Here is a 16,573-nt window from a genome sequence, read left to right on the forward strand (position 1 = left end):
GGCGCATGCAGCCTGTGCTCGACCCGAACCCGCGAAACGGCCAGAAGAAGATGCTGCTCGTCTTCGGGGCGTTCCTCGCCATCTTCGTGATCATCGCCGTCGTGGCGACCCTCGCCTCCCCCTGACGGCCTGACGGCGGGCTCCGCCGTCCCCGGCGGCCCGTCCGGGCCGCCGTTCCGCGCGGTTCGCCCGGTTCGCCCGATGGGTGATGGTGCTGGCCCCCCATCCCCTAGGGGGTCAGGCTCAGGGGCAACTGGGTGGAACACCGGATGGGTTGGCGGCCCCGGATTCCGTAGCTTCGAGAGGTGACCGCACGAGCGGTCAGGACCCGCTCGAAGACCCACGGAGGCCACCATGACGGCCCGCACCCCCTCCCGGCCCCACCCGGCGACCACGGGCGGCGTGGACGTCAGGCTGCCCTGGTGGGCGCTGGCCCTGCCCACCCTCGCGTTCCTCGCGCTGTTCGCCCTGATACTGGACCCGTCGGACGCCCACGCGGCGAGCGGCGACCCGGCGATCGCCCGGCTCCTGGAGCGCGTCCAGCAGCTCGTCGCGCGCTGACGGCAGGCGCCCCCGCGCGGTGAATCCGCATGTCAACTCCCTGCGCCGGGTGGTCTGTTTCGTGCGAAGCTGGGTTCCATGAGCGTCGCAGAACCCCGCAGGATCGTCCTCTTCCGGCATGCGAAAGCCGACTGGCCCGAGGTGCCCGACCACGAGCGCCCGCTCGCCGAGCGGGGCCGCACGGACGCCGCCGTGGCCGGGCGCAAGCTCGCCGACACCGGCGTCGCCTTCGACCTGGCCCTGTGCTCCACGGCGACCCGCACCCGCGAGACCTGGAAGCTCGCCGTGCACGAGCTGGCGCACCGGCCGAGAACCGTCTACGAGGAGCGGGTCTACGAAGCCTCGCCCGGCGAGCTGATCGCCGTGCTCAACGAGGTCCCCGACGAGGTGCGGAACGTGATCCTGATCGGCCACAACCCGGGCGTGCACGGCCTGGCCGACATCCTGGCCGGCTCGGCCGAGGGCGACGCCCGCGACCGGATGAACCGCCGCGGCTTCCCCGCCGCCGGATTCGCCCTGCTCACCTTCGACGGCCCGTGGAAGAGCGTCGAACCCGCCACGGCCACGCTCGCGGACTACTGGGCCCCCTCCGAGTGACCCGCACGGGCCGCCCCCGCGCCGAACGGCGTGCGGCCCGGCACCCTGGGGGTGCCGGGCCCTCGCGGTGACCGGCGCGGGCCGGCCCCGGTCAGTCCTCGTCGTGCGTGTCGGCGGCCTCGACCTCTTCCCGGGTGACCCCGAGGAGGTAGAGCACGGTGTCGAGGAACGGGAAGTTCACCGCCGTGTGCGCGGCCTCCCGCACCACCGGCTTGGCGTTGAAGGCCACCCCGAGACCGGCCGCGTTCAGCATGTCCAGGTCGTTGGCGCCGTCGCCGATCGCCACCGTCTGCGCCAGCGGCACCCCGGCCTCGGCGGCGAACCGGCGCAGCAGCCGCGCCTTGCCCGCCCGGTCCACGATCTCCCCGGTGACCCGGCCGGTCAGCCTGCCGTCGACGATCTCCAGCGTGTTGGCCTGCGCGAAGTCCAGGCCCAGCCGCTCCTGGAGATCGTCGGTGACCTGGGTGAAGCCGCCGGAGACGACTCCCACCTGGTAGCCGAGCCGCTTCAGGGTGCGGATCAGGGTGCGCGCCCCCGGCGTCAGCCGGACCTGCTCGCGGACCTTCTCCACCACCGAGGCGTCCAGCCCCTTGAGCAGGGCCACGCGCGCGTGCAGCGACTGCTCGAAGTCCAGCTCCCCGCGCATCGCCGCCGCCGTCACCGCGGCGACCTCGTCCTCGCAGCCGGCGTGCGCGGCGAACAGCTCGATGACCTCGTCCTGGATCAGGGTCGAGTCCACGTCCATGACCACCAGGCGCTGGGCGCGGCGGTGCAGCCCCGCCGAGACCACCGCTATGTCGACACCCAGTGCCGCGGCGTCGGACGCCAGGGCGGTGCGCAGCGGCTCGGTCTCCACGCCGGACACCGCGAACTCGACGGCCGTCACCGGATACTTGGCGAGCCGGAAGATACGGTCGATGTTGCCGCCGGTCTTCGCGATCCGCCCGGCGATCGCGGCCGTCGACTCGGCGGTGAGCGGGTGGCCGAGCACGGTCACCAGGGAGCGGCCGAGGCCGCGCGGACGGTTGTCGCCGTGCCCGGAGAGGATCTCCGCCTGCATCTTCATCGACTCGGCCCAGCTGTGCACGGTGGCCCGCAGATCGCCCTCCAGGCCGGCCGGCGGCTGCGTCACCAGGACGCACAGCACCAGGCGGCCCCGGGTGACGACCTGCTCGATGTCGACCACGTCGACGAGGTAGGCCGCGAGGGTGTCGAAGAGGCCCGCCGTGATGCCCGGCTGGTCCTTGCCGAAGATCTTGACGAGGAGGGTGGGGACCTCGGCGGTCCCCGAGGCGGAGGTCTGCGAAGCGCTCATGGTGTCACCACCGTATCCGGCACCCAGTGCCGCCCGCCGCCCACGTCCGCCTGACGGACACGGAACAATGGATGGCGGGCGGGTGTCAGTGATCTTGCCGCCGGGAATCGGCGCCGCGTCGCGCGGCGGGCACCGGCCCCACCACGAGCGTGTCACGGCGGACCGCCGACGGCGATCCGCGAGGACCGCCATGCCGTCGGTGCCGGGCTCGGCGGCCGGCACCCGGCCCGCGTGTACGGCGTACGGCGGACCCGCCACCTGGGCGCCAGGCGTCCCGGTCCTGCCGGACGGGCTGCCGGGCCTTCCCGTCCGCCCACGTGACCGGGCCGGGCGGACCGTACCTGCCCGCATCCCCTCCGCGACCCCCGGCGCCGCAACGCGAACCCCGCGCCCCGGCCCCCGTACGGGCGAGCCCCGGCCCCGCCCGCGCACCAGACCCGCCCCGGGTGGCGCGATCCCGACGGCGAGGCGGACCGCGGCCCCCACGACCCGAAAGCGCACACATCACCCGCCCGGAAGACCGGACCACCCACCCCCGTGTCCGCCCCAACGGACGCCAATGCGAGGCAAGTCGACCAAGTACAGCCCGCCCGCGGCCGGCGCGGGCCGAGCGCGGCCGGGCCGCCGAGCCGGTCGACCGCCCAGCTCACGGCGGAGATCACGGACCGCGGGACGCTCCCCCCGGCACCGCGGCACGTGATCGTGCGACGGCGCGGTGACCCCGCCGGCACCCCGCCCCGCGCCTCCCGTCCCGCGCCGCGGCACCGAGGGCCGCGCCTGCCTCCACGCGGGGGCGCACCGCCGCCCGGCCCGGTTCCAACCCCGTTGGCGTAGCGGGCCGGAGAGCGCGGCGGAGCCCCGGCAAGGCCCGGGTTTCGGTCAGGGGGCGGAGCCTGGAATAGTGCCCCACGATGTTCGACATCCCTGGACTCCCTGCGATGGGGGCGACTCGGGGGACAACTCAGTGGGGCATGGAGTGCCGGAACTCGTACTCGAAACAAACGGACGTACCTGGACACTTGATCCGTCCAGGGCATATATCCTCGGACGCGATCCGCAGGGGGACATCGTCTTCGACGACGCCAGGGTGTCCTGGCGGCACGCCACGGTCAGCTACAACGGCCGCAGTTGGTCCATCGAAGACCACGGCAGCACCAACGGTACGTACGCGCAGGGCCGGCGGATCCAGTACCTGGAGATAGGCCCCGGATCGGCGCTGCACCTCGGCAACGCGACCGACGGACCGCGACTGGACCTGTCCGCCGCGACGGCGCCGGCCGACGGCCCGGACCGGCAGCGGTCCGCGCCGTACGCGGCGCAGGGGGCCGGCGCGCCCGACTGGGCCCAGCAGGCCGCCGCGCAGCAGGCCGTGCCGCACCAGCAGGCCGCGCAGGCGGGCTGGCAGCAGCCGCCCGCCTTCCCGCAGCAGCAGCCCGGCCCCCAGCAGTACGCGCAGGCGATGCCCGGCGACGGCGCGGGGGCGCCGCCGGTCCACGGCGACCGCAGCCCGACCACGTTCCACCAGTTCGCGCTCGGCCGCGTGATGCGCATCGGCCGTGCCCTGGAGAACGACCTGGTCGTCTCCGACCTCCAGGTCTCCCGGAACCACGCCGAGTTCCACGCCACCCCGGACGGCCGCTTCGAGATCCGCGACCTCGGCTCGCACAACGGCACCTACGTCAACGGCCAGCCGATCGCCAAGGGCGGCTCCGCGCTGCTCGGCCCCACGGACATCGTCGGCGTCGGCCACTCCACGTTCCGCATCGTCGGCGACCGCCTCGAGGAGTTCGTCGACACCGGTGAGGTCTCCTTCTCGGCCCGCCACCTGACCGTCACGGTGGACGGCGGCAAGCAGATCCTCAAGGACGTCTCCTTCGGCGTCCCCGAGAAGTCCCTGATCGCCGTGATCGGCCCCTCCGGCTCCGGCAAGTCCACCCTGCTCAAGGCGCTGACCGGCTACCGGCCCGCCAACCAGGGCGAGGTCCTCTACGACAACCGGAACCTCTACAAGCAGTTCGCCGAGCTGCGCCAGCGCATCGGCCTGGTCCCGCAGGACGACATCCTGCACAAGGAGCTGACCGTCAAGAAGGCCCTGAAGTACGCGGCCAAGCTGCGCTTCCCGGCCGACACCACGGGAAAGGAGCGCGACGCCCGCATCGACGAGGTGCTGCGCGAGCTGAAGCTCGACATCCACAAGGACAAGAGGGTCACCTCGCTCTCCGGCGGCCAGCGCAAGCGCGTGTCGGTGGCCCTGGAACTGCTCACCAAGCCGTCGCTGATCTTCCTGGACGAGCCGACCTCCGGCCTCGACCCGGGCATGGACCGCGACGTCATGCAGCTCCTGCGCGGCCTCGCCGATGACGGCCGGACCGTCCTCGTCGTCACCCACTCGGTGGCCGAGCTGGCGCTGTGCGACAAGCTGCTGGTGATGGCGCCGGGCGGCGCGGTCGCCTACTTCGGCCCGCCGGAGGAGGCGCTGAACTTCTTCGGCTACGACACCTGGGCCGACGTCTTCTCCGCCTTCGAGAACTACCGCGACTACGACTGGGCGGGCCGCTGGAAGGGCTCGCAGCACTACCAGATGTACGCCGCGGAGATCGACGCGATCGCCCCGCAGTCCGCGCCCGTGCCGCCGCCGCAGGCGCTGCGGCCGCCCAAGCCGCAGAGCTGGGCCTCGCAGGTGACGACCCTGGTCCGGCGCTACGTGTCGGTCATCGTCTCCGACAAGGGCTTCCTGGCGCTGACGGTCGTCCTGCCGGCCGTGATCGGCGCGGTCAGCCTGCTGATCGACCACAGCCACGGCCTGCTGGTGAACCCGCCCAACCGCAAGACCGGCCTGCCCACCCCGAACGGCACGGCCACCACCGTCCTGCTGATCCTCGCCGTCGGCGCGTGCTTCTCGGGCGCCGCGAACTCCGTCCGTGAGCTGATCAAGGAACGGGTGATCTACGAGCGCGAGCGCGCCACCGGCCTGTCCCGGTCCGCGTACCTGATGTCCAAGGTGATCGTGCTCGGCGTGGTCACCGTGCTCCAGGGCCTGATGGTCGGCCTGATCGGCTTCTCCAGCCGGAAGATCCCGGGGGAGGGGCTCGTCCTCGGCGGCTCCACGCTGCTGGAGCTGTGCCTGCCGATCATGGCGCTCGGCTTCACCTCGATGATGGTCGGCCTGGTGATCTCCTCGCTGGTGAAGACCGCCGAGAAGACCATGCCGCTGCTGGTGATGTTCGCGATCGTCCAGGTCGTCTTCACCGGCTGCCTCTTCACCCTGCACGGCACGCTCGGCGTCAACGAGTTCTCGTACCTCATGCCGTCGCGCTGGGCGGTGGCCGCGGCCGGCACCACGCTGGACTTCAACGGGATCGCCCCGAACACCGACGACCCGACCAGCACCGACCCGCTGTGGGACCACGCGGCCTCGGCCTGGAGTCTCGACATGCTCGCGCTGATCGCGCTCGGCGCGGTCTGCGGCTTCTTCGTGGCGCGCTTCCTGCGCCGCCACGAACCGGAGGTCATGCGCAAGTGACCGCGCCCGTACGACGCCGAAGGGCGGCACCCCGCACGGGGTGCCGCCCTTCGGCGTCGTCGCGTCGTCGAGGTCCCGCGCCAGGGCCTCAGTACGCGCTGTTGACGTTGTCGATCGAGCCGTACTTGTGGGCCGCGTAGTTGGCGGCGGCGGTGATGTTGGCGATCGGGTCGTAGATGTTCCAGGAGGTGCCGGCGACGTGGTACGCGGTGAAGGTCGGCGGGATGACCTGGAGCAGGCCCTTGGACGGGATGCCGTTGACCGCGTTCACGTCCCAGTTGTTGATCGCCATGGGGTTGCCGGACGACTCCCGCATGATGTTCTTGTGCAGGCCGTGGTAGCTGCCCGGGATGCCCTTGGACCGCATGATGTCCAGCGACTGACGGATCCAGCCGTCCAGGTTGTTGGCGTAGGTCTTCGCGGCGACCGGCTCCATCTCCAGGCGCTGCGTGGAGCGGGTGGCGGCCTGCTGGACGGCGTGCTGCCGCTCGGCCTGCCGCGCGACCGCGGCCTTGGCGGCGGCCTTCCCGGCGACGGCCGCGTCCGCGGCCTTCTCGTCCGCGGCCTTCTCGTCCGCGGCCTTCTTCTGCGCCGCGAAGCCGTCGAGCTTGAGGTTCCCGGCGGCGAACCGGTCGGTGACCGAGCCCTTGACGTTTTTCAGGACCGTGCCGGAGGCGGCCTGCGCCTGCGGGCCCGGGGCGCCGGTGGTGACCGTCCCGGTGTTGCCGGTGCCGGCGGAGAGGGCGAGGGCGGCGGTGCCGAGGGCGGCGACGCCGGCGACCGCGATCTTGTGCTGCCTGGTCAGGGGACGACTATAAGCGCGGCCGAGGATGTTCTTGGGCATGGCTGATGGACCTCTTCGAGTAGCGCGGAGGTCGCTCCTGCGTCCGCCGGGGGAATCGGCTCCTCCCGCACGAACGCCGCGGGCGGAAACCGCGGCGCTGAGCGACGGGAGTAATTCTTAGCGGGCGCAAAATGCCCAGGCAAAGGTGTGACCTACGATGCCGGGTAGTGGATCAGGGAGGGGCAAATCCGGACAGACGGGACCGTCTGTCCCGTTCATGCGGGAGGCCCCACCTCCTAAGCCCTTTCGTACGTGATGTGGGCCCTATGCGAGGGCTCACAGGGAACGGCGCGCCGTCTCACCCTGCGTCGCCACCGCAACGCACTGCGTGCACCGTGTCCGCCGGACGGTGAGCCGGGGCCTACGCCGTCCGCCCTACGCCCAGCGGACCGGGCCCCGCCGTCACAGGTCCGATCCGCGCCGTCACCGCCCGCCGGTACCGTGAGGACATGAGTCACGGCCCCCGGTCCGGCCTCGCCGCGGTGAGTTCCGCGCTGCTGGCCATGAGCAGACACCTGGAGGTGCGCGACGTCCTCAAGACGATCGTCGCCTCCGCCCGCGAGCTGCTCGACGCCCAGTACGCGGCCCTCGGCGTCCCCGACGACCACGGGGGCTTCGCCCAGTTCGTCGTGGACGGCGTCAGCGACGAGCACTGGCGTGCCATCGGGCCGCTCCCGCGCCAGCACGGCATCCTCGCCGCGATGCTGCGCGACCCCAGGCCCGAGCGCCTCGCCGACGTGCGCAAGGACCCCCGCTTCGAGGGCTGGCCGGCGGCCCACCCCGACCTGGCCGACTTCCTGGGCCTGCCCATCCGGGACGGGGACGAGGTGATCGGCGCCCTGTTCCTCGCCAACAAGAACTGCGCCAGGCCCGCGGACGGGTGCGGCTTCACCCAGGACGACGAGGAACTGCTCGCCATCCTCGCCCAGCACGCCGCCATCGCCCTCACCAACGCCCGCCTCTACGAGCGCAGCCGCGAACTGACCATCGCAGAGGAGCGCTCCCGGCTCGCCCACGACCTGCACGACGCGGTCAGCCAGAAGCTGTTCTCGCTGCGCCTGACCGCCCAGGCGGCGGCCGCGCTCGTCGACCGCGACCCCGTCCGCGCCAAGGGCGAGCTGCACCAGGTGGCCTCGCTCGCCGCCGAGGCCGCCGACGAACTGCGCGCCGCCGTCGTCGAGCTGCGGCCCGCCGCACTGGACGAGGACGGCCTGGTCGCCACCCTGCGCACCCAGACCCAGGTCCTCGACCGCGCCCACGCCGCCCGCGTGAGCTTCACCAGCAACTTCTTCCGCGCCCTGCCCGCGGCCCAGGAGGAGGCCCTGCTCCGGGTCGCCCAGGAGGCCCTGCACAACGCCCTGCGCCACTCCGGGGCCGCGCACGTCGCCGTGAGCGTGCGGCGGCGCGGCGGCGGGGCCGTCCTGCGCGTCACCGACGACGGCGGCGGCTTCGACCCCGCGGCGGTCCGCCAAGCGGGACGCCACCTCGGCCTGGTCTCGATGCGGGACCGGGCCGGCGGTGTCGGCGGCTCGCTGACCGTGGAATCGGCGCCCGGCGAGGGCACCACGATCGAGATGGAGGTTCCCGGTGGCTGAACCGATCAAAGTGCTGCTGGTCGACGACCACCAGGTCGTCCGCCGGGGCCTGCGCACCTTCCTGGAGGTGCAGGACGACATAGAGGTGGTCGGCGAGGCCGCCGACGGCGCCGGGGGAGTCGACCGCGCCGAGGAGCTGCGGCCCGACGTCGTCCTCATGGACATCAAGATGCCGGGCATGGACGGCATCGACGCGCTGCGCAGGCTGCGCGACCTCGGCAACCCCGCGCGCGTGCTGATCGTCACGAGCTTCACCGAGCAGCGCACGGTGGTCCCGGCCCTGCGCGCGGGCGCCGCCGGGTACGTCTACAAGGACGTGGACCCCGACGCCCTGGCCGGCGCCATCCGCTCCGTGCACGCCGGGCACGTCCTGCTGCAGTCGGAGGTCGCCGGCGCCCTGCTCTCCCACGAGGAGACCGGCGGCGGCCAGGGCCGGGGTACCTCCCTCACCGACCGGGAGCGCGAGGTGCTCGGCCTGATCGCCGACGGCCGCTCCAACCGCGAGATAGCCCGCGCCCTGGTGCTGTCCGAGAAGACCGTCAAGACGCACGTCTCCAACATCCTCATGAAGCTCGACCTCGCCGACCGCACCCAGGCCGCCCTGTGGGCCGTACGCCACGGCGTGACCGACTGAGACGCCCCGTCCCGCACACCGCCCGTACGCGGGGCGGCGGCGCGTACCGCGGCGACCGAAGGCGCCCGGGGAGCCGTGGGCGGAGGCCATGCCCGCACCGGTCGCCGGCGTCCCGGACCGGCCGTCGGCGACCTCGCCCCCCGCCCACCCGGGCCCACCGGCGGCGACGGCCGCCCGGCCCCCTCGGGAGCCTGTCGGGTTGTCATCCGACTGGCCCGAACGGGCGCTGCGGCCAGGTGGTCCGTACCCCGTCGGCCGCTCCCGCGTTGAGCAGCGCACGACCCACGGCCGGGTCGGACACGTACACGCAGGAGGACCTCCCCCATGAACATCGCCAAGAAGGCCGCACTCGCCGTGACCGCCGCCGGGATCGCCGCCGGCGCCTCCGCCGGTGCCGCCGTCGCCGACTCGGGCGCCCAGGGCGCGGCCGTGCACTCCCCGGGTGTCGTCTCGGGCAACGTCGTCCAGGTCCCGGTCCACGTCCCCGTGAACGTCGACGGCCTGTCCGTCAACGTCATCGGCCTGCTGAACCCCGCGTTCGGCAACACCGCCGTCAACGGCTGACGGCGACCGCGGAACGGGGACCCGGGGGCAGCGCCCCCGGGTCCCCGTTCCTCCGGGCGACGCGTCCGCGCGCGCCCCGGCCCCCACGGCCTACCGCGCTCCGCGCTCCCGCTCCTCCACGAACGAGTTGTACGCCGCCACCTGCGCCCGCCGGGCCGTCCGCTCCACCGGCCGCAGCGCGCTCCCCCGCGCCGCCATCTCCGAGGCGCTCACCGCGCCCCCGTGCCCGCCGGCGTACGCCATCGACACCAGCAGTCCCACCCGCTGGGCCAGCTCCAGGACCCGCACCGCACGCGCCGGGTATCCCGGCGCCAGCACCTCGCGGCCCCGCTCGGCACGCGCCCGGTACGCGTCGATCGCCGCCTCCGCCACCGGACCCGCCCCGGCGACGTCCAGCTTCGACAGCACGTCGGTCGCCTCCCGCAGCGCCTCCGCCAGCTCCCGCTCGGCCTCGCCCAGCGAGGGGACGTCGGCCGGCGGGGCCTCCCGCACCGGCAGCACCCGCCAGACCACCTCGGTGTGCACGTCACCCGCGGGACCGGCCTCGTGGACCTCGGGGACCAGCCCGAACGCGGCGCCGTGACAGACCACCGCCTCCTCGGCCTCCAGTGCCCGCGCGTTGAACTCCGGCGGACCGCTCAGCCCGAGCGGGTGTCCCGGCGCGGGCAGGGCCACCCGCAGCCCGGCCACCCCCAGCGCGCGCAGCCGCCCCAGCGCCAGCGTCAGCCCGACCGGCGAGGCCTCCCCGGGCAGGTCCTCCACCCGGTGCACCGCGTCCCCGCCCACGACGGCGAGCACGGCGTCATCCGGGGAGGCGAGTCCGGCCAAAAGGGCATTTCCCCAAGCGGCGAGGCGTCCTGAGCGCGGTTCCGAGAGCATGCCCACACCCTACGGACCGGACCGATGGAATGGAGCGGGACGCTCGTGGCGTAGATTTCATAAGGGCTGCGCCCACCGGCGCGGCGGACCCGAGCCACAGGCGTACGCGAAAGCCGAGACCGGCCACACTGCAAGGGGAGACAACGCGCTCATGAGCGATGTTCTGGAGCTTCAGGACGTATCCGTGGTCCGCGAGGGCCGGGCTCTGGTGGACCAGGTCTCCTGGTCGGTGAAGGAGGGCGAGCGCTGGGTCATCCTCGGCCCCAACGGCGCCGGCAAGACCACGCTCCTGAACGTCTCCTCCAGCTACCTCTACCCCAGCACGGGCACCGCCACCATCCTCGGCGAGACCCTCGGCAAGCCCGGCACCGACGTCTTCGAACTGCGCCCCCGCATCGGCATGGCCGGCATCGCCATGGCGGAGAAGCTGCCCAAGCGCCAGACCGTCCTGCAGACCGTCCTCACCGCCGCCTACGGCATGACCGCCGGCTGGCGGGAGGAGTACGAGGACGTCGACGAGCAGCGCGCCCGCGCCTTCCTCGACCGCCTCGGCATGACCGAGTACCTGGACCGCCGGTTCGGCACCCTCTCCGAGGGCGAGCGCAAGCGCACCCTGATCGCCCGCGCCCTGATGACCGACCCCGAGCTGCTCCTGCTGGACGAGCCCGCCGCCGGCCTCGACCTCGGCGGCCGCGAGGACCTGGTCCGCCGCCTCGGCCGGCTCGCTCGCGACCCCATCGCCCCCTCGATGATCATGGTCACGCACCACGTCGAGGAGATCGCCCCCGGCTTCACCCACGTCCTGATGATCCGCCAGGGCAAGGTCCTCGCCGCCGGCCCGATCGAGCTGGAGCTGACCTCCCGCAACCTCTCCCTCTGCTTCGGCCTGCCGCTCGTCGTCGAGCAGGTCGGCGACCGCTGGACCGCCCAGGGCCTGCCCCTCTCCTGACCCCCGCGGCTCTCGCCCGCGCCCTGTCCGCCGCCCGATCGCGGCCCTACCATGACCGTGTGAACGACATCGACGCATGGGTGTGGTGGCTCGTCGGCGCGGCGGCGCTCGGAATCCCGCTCGTGGTCACCGCGATGCCGGAGTTCGGCATGCTCGCGGTGGGCGCCGTGGCGGCGGCGGTGGCCTCCGCCCTCGGTTTCGACGCGGTCTTCCAGGTACTCGCCTTCGTCGTCGTCTCCGTGGCCCTCATCGCCGTCGTCCGGCCCATCGCCGCCCGGCACGGCAAGCAGCGACCCCAACTCGCCACCGGTGTCGAGGCGTTGAAGGGCAGACAGGCCGTCGTACTGGAACGGGTCGACGCGTCCGGCGGCCGCATCAAGCTCGCCGGCGAGGTCTGGTCGGCCCGCGCCCTCGACACCGGCCGCGCCTACGAAGCCGGCCAGGAGGTGGACGTCGTGGACATCGAAGGGGCCACCGCCATCGTGCTCTGAGACAACTCACCGAGAACGACTCACGAGTTGGGCGAGGGTCTGTCAGACTCGACCAGCAAGATCTTCTGTGGTCACGAGACCCGAAGGCGTCGAAGCGGAGAAGGGGACGGGGAAGCGACGATGGAACCGGTCATCATCGTCTTGATCATCCTGGTGGTGTTGGTCTTCATCGCCCTGATCAAGACCATCCAGGTGATTCCACAGGCCAGCGCGGCCATCGTGGAGCGATTCGGCCGCTACACGCGGACCCTGAACGCGGGCCTCAACATCGTCGTCCCGTTCATCGACACCATCCGCAACCGCATCGACCTGCGCGAACAGGTCGTGCCGTTCCCGCCGCAGCCGGTGATCACCCAGGACAACCTGGTCGTGAACATCGACACGGTCATCTACTACCAGGTGACCGACGCCCGGGCCGCGACCTACGAGGTCGCCAGCTACATCCAGGCGATCGAGCAGCTGACGGTCACCACCCTGCGCAACATCATCGGCGGCATGGACCTCGAACGGACGCTGACCTCCCGCGAGGAGATCAACGCGGCTCTGCGCGGAGTCCTGGACGAGGCCACCGGCAAGTGGGGCATCCGCGTCAACCGCGTCGAGCTGAAGGCCATCGAGCCGCCCACCTCCATCCAGGACTCGATGGAGAAGCAGATGCGCGCCGACCGTGACAAGCGCGCCGCGATCCTCCAGGCCGAAGGTGTCCGGCAGTCCGAGATCCTGCGCGCCGAGGGTGAGAAGCAGTCCCAGATCCTGCGCGCCGAAGGTGAGGCCAAGGCGGCCGCCCTGCGCGCCGAGGGCGAGGCCCAGGCCGTCCGCACGGTCTTCGAGGCCATCCACGCCGGTGACCCGGACCAGAAGCTGCTCTCGTACCAGTACCTCCAGATGCTCCCCAAGATCGCCGAGGGCGACGCCAACAAGCTCTGGATCGTCCCCAGCGAGATCGGCGACGCCCTCAAGGGCCTCTCCGGCGCGATGGGCAACTTCGGCTCGCTCGGCGGGGGTTCGGGGGGCAACGGTTCGTCGAACCAGGGCGGCGCGGGCACGGAACGCCGCGAGAAGCCGAACCTCGACTAGTCGCCGCCGGCCCGCTGCCTCCGCCGCTCCGAGACCCGGGCGCCCACGATCGCACCAGCCGGTATGAGCCCGGGTCCGAGCGCCGCGGTCCAGGATCCGGGGACCAGCCAGCGGGCCGGCAGCGTCGACGCCACCCACCAGACCAGGGCGAGCACCACCGTCTCCGCTCCACGGCCCCATCGTGAGTCGGCGGCCCGCGAAGGAGCAGTGACGGTCCCGGCGCGCCCAGCAACCGGCGACCACTCCTCCCCGGGAACTTGGCGGAAGCGGGTAGCGGGAAGCCGCCCGAGGGGCCACCAGTCGGCCGCGGCCGCCTACGCCGCCTCCCGGGCGAGCCACTCGGGGAGCGCGGCGAGGTCCTCCCGTCCCAGTGCGAGCAGCATCGCATCGGCCGGCGTCGGCTCGAACGGCTCCCGCAGCAGCGTCATCCCGGCCTCGTCCGGCGTCCGGTTCGCCTTGCGGTGGTTGTCCTCCGCGCAGGCGGCGACCGTGTTCAGCCACGTGTCCTGCCCGCCCTGCGACCGCGGCAGGACATGGTCCACGGTCGTCGCCCGGTGCCCGCAGTACGCGCACCGGTGCCGGTCCCGGACCAGCACCCCCCGCCGCGACCACGGTGCTTGTCTTCGAAACGGCACCCGTACGTAACGGCACAGCCTGATCACCCTGGGCGCGGGTATGTCCACATCGGCACCGCGCATGCGCAGGACGGGGTGGGCCTGCTCGACGACGGCCTTGTCCTGCAGCACCAGGACCACGGCTCGGTTCAGCGTCACCGTCGACAGCGGCTCGAAACTCGCGTTCAGCACCAGCGTGTCACGCATCCGGCCCACCTCCCGTGTGCACCTGCCCACCCCCCGGCGGGCCCGGACCAACTCTGGACGGGCGCGCCGAGATGGACAACGCAATAAAAAATGCCCGCCTCCGATCACTTCCATGACCGGAGGCGGGCAAACGTGCAAAGGGCGCCCGGCTGGACCGGGGCGCCGTGATCAGCCCTGTGCGGGGACCTCGTACTCACCGATCAGCCGGGCGCGCGCGATGGTGTGGAACCGCAGGTTGAAGCCGACGACGGCCGGGGAGACGTCCGCGTCCGGGCCCAGCTTCTCCTGGTCCACCGCGTACACCGTGAAGACGTACCGGTGCGGGCCGTCCCCGGGCGGCGGAGCGGCGCCGCCGAAGTCCTTCGTCCCGTAGTCGTTCCGCACGTGCACGGCACCCTCGGGCAGCCCCTCGAACCTGCCCCCGCCCGCGCCCGCGGGCAGCTCGGTCACCGACGCCGGGATGTCGAACAGGACCCAGTGCCAGAACCCGCTGCCGGTCGGCGCGTCGGGGTCGTAGCAGGTCACGGCGAAGCTCTTGGTCTCGGCGGGGAAGCCCTCCCAGCGCAGCTGCGGGGAGGTGTTGCCCTCCGCCTGCACCTGGGCGCCCTTCAGCGTCGCACCCTCCTCGACGTCCTCGCTCGTCACCGTGAACGACGGCACGGGCGGATGGAAGTCGTGGGGGAGCGGCCGCCGCTTGAGCTCGGTCACCTCGGTACCTCCTGATCGGTTGCGGAATCAGCAGTTCACGAGCCTAGAACCAGTTGCGCTTGCCGCCGACCTCGGACAGCCACTGGTTGAGGTAAGCCGCCCAGTCGGTCCCCTGCCAGTCGTCCAGGCCGATCTGGAAGGACCGGTAGGTGTCCGAGCCCTCGCTGAACAGGCCCGGCTTCTTGTCCATCTCCAGCACGACGTCCATCGCGTGCGCGTCCGCGACGAAGCTCAGCTCGACCTGGTTGAGACCCCGGTACTGCGACGGCGGGAAGAACTCGATCTCCTGGTAGAACGGCAGCGTCTGCCGCGTGCCCCGGATGTGTCCGCGTTCCATGTCGGCGCTCTTGAAACGGAAGCCGAGCTGGATGAAGGCGTCCAGGATCGCCTTCTGCGCCGGCAGCGGGTGCACGTCGATCGGGTCCAGGTCACCGGAGTCCACGGCCCGCGCGATCGCCAGCTCGGTGGTCACGCCGATGTGCATGCCCCGCAGCGCTTGGCCGTCGATCATGGTGACGGGCGTCTCCCAGGGGATCTCCAGCCCGAACGGCACCGCGTGCACGGCCCCCGCCTGGAGCTCGAAGGCACCGCCGAGCCGCACCTTGGTGAACTCGATGTCCTGCTTGTACTCCTGGTCGCCGCTCTCCACCTCGACCTTGGCCTGGAGACCGACGGAGAGCCCCTCGACGGACTGGTTCACGGACCCGCCCTGGATCCGCACCTCGCCCTGGACGACCCCGCCCGGTACGACGTTGACCTCGCTCAGCACCGTCTCGACCGACGCGCCGCCGGCCCCGAGGCTCGCGAGCAGCTTCTTGAACGCCATGGCACTCCCCTTGTGTATGAACCGTCGATCCGTACGAACGCGATCCGCCCGCGACCGGTTCCGCCGGCCCGGAGTCTCGTCTGTACCCTCGGAGGGCATGATCGCGCCCCCGGACCGTACGCCACTGCCCCGCACCTTCTTCGACCGCCCGGTCCTAGAGGTCGCCCCCGACCTGCTCGGCCGCGTACTGGTCCGCACGACCCCCGACGGTCCGATCGCGCTGCGCCTCACGGAGGTGGAGGCGTACGACGGCCAGAACGACCCCGGCTCGCACGCCTACCGCGGCCGCACCGCCCGCAACGCGGTGATGTTCGGCCGGCCCGGCCATGTGTACGTCTACTTCACCTATGGCATGTGGCACTGCATGAACCTGGTCTGCGGGCCCGAGGGCCGGGCCGCAGCCGTCCTGCTGCGGGCGGGCGAGGTGGTGGAGGGTGCCGAACTGGCCCGGAAGCGACGCCTTTCGGCCCGGAACGACAAGGAACTGGCCAAGGGGCCGGCCCGGCTCGCCACCGCCCTGGGGGTGGACCGGGCCCTGGACGGCACCGACGCGTGCACCTCGGACGAGACCCCGCTGCGGATCCTGACGGGCACCCCCGTCCCCTCCGACCAGGTACGCACCGGCCCCCGTACGGGCGTCGCCGGCGAGGGCGGGAACGGCGACCTCCACCCGTGGCGCTACTGGGTCGCCGGCGACCCGACCGTCAGCCCCTACCGGGCCCACGTCCCGCGGCGGCGCCGGGTTGACTCGGCTGGCCGAGGTGCGTAATGTATCCGGAGCCGCTGAACCGGGTACGGCGATCGCCTGCAGCCGGAGCGGCCAAACCACTACCTAGCCTCCACCCCTGATCGGGGTCGTTTTCGGCGCACCCGTGCGTCCGAATTCGAACGCGTGGCACTCGATTATGACTCGCCCAGGGAATCGGCTAACGTAGCGGACGTCGAAAGGCCGGAAGCGAAAGCCGAAAAGCCCGCCGACAAAACCCGCCGACCGGGAATCGGACGCCGAAAGGATCTGATAGAGTCGGAACCGCCGGAAAGGGAAACGTGAAAGCGGGAACCTGGAAAGCACCGAGGAAATCGGATCGGAAAAGGATCTGATAGAGTCGGAAACACCGAAGGGAAGCCCGGAGGAAAGCCCGAGAGGGTGAGTACAAAGGAAGCGACCGTTCCTTGAGAACTCAACAGC

General features: G+C 72.0%; 18 protein-coding genes. 11 read left to right on the top strand and 7 right to left on the bottom strand.

What is annotated here, in order from left to right:
• Positions 1–5 precede the first annotated feature (5 nt).
• From ACZ4K2_RS32410 to ACZ4K2_RS32420, 3 genes are all read left to right on the top strand, one after another.
• Positions 6–125: an SGM_5486 family transporter-associated protein gene (locus tag ACZ4K2_RS32410; protein ID WP_467479016.1), complete on the top strand. Its 120-nt coding sequence runs from the start codon at positions 6–8 to the stop codon at positions 123–125.
• A gap of 229 nt (positions 126–354) precedes the next feature.
• Positions 355–561 carry a hypothetical protein gene (locus ACZ4K2_RS32415; RefSeq protein ID WP_467479018.1) on the top strand — a complete coding sequence of 69 codons (207 nt, stop codon included), beginning with the start codon at positions 355–357 and terminating at the stop codon, positions 559–561.
• A gap of 78 nt (positions 562–639) precedes the next feature.
• The gene (locus tag ACZ4K2_RS32420; protein WP_467479020.1) at positions 640–1,158 is read left to right on the top strand and encodes a SixA phosphatase family protein; all 519 of its coding nucleotides are present in this window, start codon (positions 640–642) and stop codon (positions 1,156–1,158) included.
• Between the two features lie 91 nt (positions 1,159–1,249).
• Here the strand turns inward: ACZ4K2_RS32420 and serB are convergent, their stop codons facing one another.
• Positions 1,250–2,473, bottom strand: a complete 1,224-nt coding sequence (serB, locus tag ACZ4K2_RS32425) for a phosphoserine phosphatase SerB (protein WP_467479022.1) — start codon at positions 2,471–2,473, stop codon at positions 1,250–1,252.
• Positions 2,474–3,449: 976 nt separating this feature from the next.
• Between serB and ACZ4K2_RS32430 the strand changes: the two genes are divergently transcribed.
• Positions 3,450–5,996, top strand: coding sequence for an ABC transporter ATP-binding protein/permease (locus ACZ4K2_RS32430; RefSeq protein ID WP_467479024.1), 2,547 nt, complete (start codon positions 3,450–3,452; stop codon positions 5,994–5,996).
• An 88-nt stretch (positions 5,997–6,084) separates the two neighbouring features.
• Here ACZ4K2_RS32430 and ACZ4K2_RS32435 read toward each other — a convergent pair whose 3' ends face one another.
• Complete coding sequence (locus tag ACZ4K2_RS32435) at positions 6,085–6,840, bottom strand: transglycosylase SLT domain-containing protein (RefSeq protein ID WP_467479025.1); 756 nt, start codon at positions 6,838–6,840, stop codon at positions 6,085–6,087.
• 449 nt (positions 6,841–7,289) lie between these two features.
• On the opposite strand from ACZ4K2_RS32435, the gene ACZ4K2_RS32440 reads away from it, so the two are divergent.
• The 3 genes from ACZ4K2_RS32440 (at position 7,290) to ACZ4K2_RS32450 (ending at position 9,633) form a co-directional block, all read left to right on the top strand.
• Positions 7,290–8,435 carry a GAF domain-containing sensor histidine kinase gene (locus ACZ4K2_RS32440; RefSeq protein WP_467479027.1) on the top strand — a complete coding sequence of 382 codons (1,146 nt, stop codon included), beginning with the start codon at positions 7,290–7,292 and terminating at the stop codon, positions 8,433–8,435.
• A complete protein-coding gene (locus ACZ4K2_RS32445; protein WP_467479028.1) occupies positions 8,428–9,069 on the top strand; it encodes a response regulator in 642 nt (213 codons plus the stop codon). Before ACZ4K2_RS32440 ends, ACZ4K2_RS32445 begins: the two co-directional genes overlap by 8 nt.
• 324 nt (positions 9,070–9,393) lie before the next feature.
• Positions 9,394–9,633: a chaplin family protein gene (locus ACZ4K2_RS32450; protein WP_467479029.1), complete on the top strand. Its 240-nt coding sequence runs from the start codon at positions 9,394–9,396 to the stop codon at positions 9,631–9,633.
• Between the two features lie 90 nt (positions 9,634–9,723).
• Here the strand turns inward: ACZ4K2_RS32450 and ACZ4K2_RS32455 are convergent, their stop codons facing one another.
• Complete coding sequence (locus ACZ4K2_RS32455) at positions 9,724–10,512, bottom strand: hypothetical protein (protein ID WP_467479031.1); 789 nt, start codon at positions 10,510–10,512, stop codon at positions 9,724–9,726.
• A gap of 151 nt (positions 10,513–10,663) precedes the next feature.
• Here ACZ4K2_RS32455 and ACZ4K2_RS32460 point away from each other — a divergent pair, with 151 nt between their 5' ends.
• The 3 genes from ACZ4K2_RS32460 to ACZ4K2_RS32470 all read left to right on the top strand — a co-directional run bounded on the left by ACZ4K2_RS32460 (position 10,664) and on the right by ACZ4K2_RS32470 (position 13,029).
• On the top strand, positions 10,664–11,461 hold the full coding sequence (locus ACZ4K2_RS32460; protein ID WP_467479033.1) for an ABC transporter ATP-binding protein: 798 nt from the start codon (positions 10,664–10,666) through the stop codon (positions 11,459–11,461).
• A 59-nt stretch (positions 11,462–11,520) separates the two neighbouring features.
• Positions 11,521–11,952: an NfeD family protein gene (locus ACZ4K2_RS32465; protein ID WP_467479034.1), complete on the top strand. Its 432-nt coding sequence runs from the start codon at positions 11,521–11,523 to the stop codon at positions 11,950–11,952.
• Positions 11,953–12,072: 120 nt separating this feature from the next.
• On the top strand, positions 12,073–13,029 hold the full coding sequence (locus ACZ4K2_RS32470; protein ID WP_467479036.1) for an SPFH domain-containing protein: 957 nt from the start codon (positions 12,073–12,075) through the stop codon (positions 13,027–13,029).
• On the opposite strand, the gene ACZ4K2_RS32475 is transcribed toward ACZ4K2_RS32470, so the two are convergent.
• The 4 genes from ACZ4K2_RS32475 to ACZ4K2_RS32490 form a co-directional block, all read right to left on the bottom strand.
• Positions 13,026–13,187, bottom strand: coding sequence for a hypothetical protein (locus ACZ4K2_RS32475; protein WP_467479037.1), 162 nt, complete (start codon positions 13,185–13,187; stop codon positions 13,026–13,028). The genes ACZ4K2_RS32470 and ACZ4K2_RS32475 overlap by 4 nt on opposite strands.
• A gap of 156 nt (positions 13,188–13,343) precedes the next feature.
• Positions 13,344–13,850: an HNH endonuclease gene (locus ACZ4K2_RS32480; protein ID WP_467479039.1), complete on the bottom strand. Its 507-nt coding sequence runs from the start codon at positions 13,848–13,850 to the stop codon at positions 13,344–13,346.
• Between the two features lie 168 nt (positions 13,851–14,018).
• The gene (locus tag ACZ4K2_RS32485; RefSeq protein ID WP_467479040.1) at positions 14,019–14,558 is read right to left on the bottom strand and encodes a YbhB/YbcL family Raf kinase inhibitor-like protein; all 540 of its coding nucleotides are present in this window, start codon (positions 14,556–14,558) and stop codon (positions 14,019–14,021) included.
• Between the two features lie 43 nt (positions 14,559–14,601).
• On the bottom strand, positions 14,602–15,384 hold the full coding sequence (locus tag ACZ4K2_RS32490; RefSeq protein ID WP_467479042.1) for a sporulation protein: 783 nt from the start codon (positions 15,382–15,384) through the stop codon (positions 14,602–14,604).
• Between the two features lie 97 nt (positions 15,385–15,481).
• Here ACZ4K2_RS32490 and ACZ4K2_RS32495 point away from each other — a divergent pair, with 97 nt between their 5' ends.
• Entirely contained in the window at positions 15,482–16,153 is a 672-nt protein-coding gene (locus ACZ4K2_RS32495) for a DNA-3-methyladenine glycosylase (protein WP_467479044.1), read from the top strand.
• The last annotated feature ends 420 nt before the right edge of the window (positions 16,154–16,573 follow it).

It is taken from the genome of Streptomyces sp. NPDC025833 (assembly GCF_055558055.1).

What these genes read in the sequence shown, in the direction of transcription:
- ACZ4K2_RS32410 (WP_467479016.1), top strand. Translation starts at nt 6, where the DNA reads ATGCAGCCTGTGCTCGACCCGAACCCGCGAAACGGCCAGAAGAAGATG.
- ACZ4K2_RS32415 (WP_467479018.1), top strand. Translation starts at nt 355, where the DNA reads ATGACGGCCCGCACCCCCTCCCGGCCCCACCCGGCGACCACGGGCGGC.
- ACZ4K2_RS32420 (WP_467479020.1), top strand. Translation starts at nt 640, where the DNA reads ATGAGCGTCGCAGAACCCCGCAGGATCGTCCTCTTCCGGCATGCGAAA.
- serB (WP_467479022.1), bottom strand. Translation starts at nt 2,473, where the DNA reads ATGAGCGCTTCGCAGACCTCCGCCTCGGGGACCGCCGAGGTCCCCACC.
- ACZ4K2_RS32435 (WP_467479025.1), bottom strand. Translation starts at nt 6,840, where the DNA reads ATGCCCAAGAACATCCTCGGCCGCGCTTATAGTCGTCCCCTGACCAGG.
- ACZ4K2_RS32440 (WP_467479027.1), top strand. Translation starts at nt 7,290, where the DNA reads ATGAGTCACGGCCCCCGGTCCGGCCTCGCCGCGGTGAGTTCCGCGCTG.
- ACZ4K2_RS32450 (WP_467479029.1), top strand. Translation starts at nt 9,394, where the DNA reads ATGAACATCGCCAAGAAGGCCGCACTCGCCGTGACCGCCGCCGGGATC.
- ACZ4K2_RS32455 (WP_467479031.1), bottom strand. Translation starts at nt 10,512, where the DNA reads ATGCTCTCGGAACCGCGCTCAGGACGCCTCGCCGCTTGGGGAAATGCC.
- ACZ4K2_RS32460 (WP_467479033.1), top strand. Translation starts at nt 10,664, where the DNA reads ATGAGCGATGTTCTGGAGCTTCAGGACGTATCCGTGGTCCGCGAGGGC.
- ACZ4K2_RS32470 (WP_467479036.1), top strand. Translation starts at nt 12,073, where the DNA reads ATGGAACCGGTCATCATCGTCTTGATCATCCTGGTGGTGTTGGTCTTC.
- ACZ4K2_RS32480 (WP_467479039.1), bottom strand. Translation starts at nt 13,850, where the DNA reads ATGCGTGACACGCTGGTGCTGAACGCGAGTTTCGAGCCGCTGTCGACG.
- ACZ4K2_RS32490 (WP_467479042.1), bottom strand. Translation starts at nt 15,384, where the DNA reads ATGGCGTTCAAGAAGCTGCTCGCGAGCCTCGGGGCCGGCGGCGCGTCG.
- ACZ4K2_RS32495 (WP_467479044.1), top strand. Translation starts at nt 15,482, where the DNA reads ATGATCGCGCCCCCGGACCGTACGCCACTGCCCCGCACCTTCTTCGAC.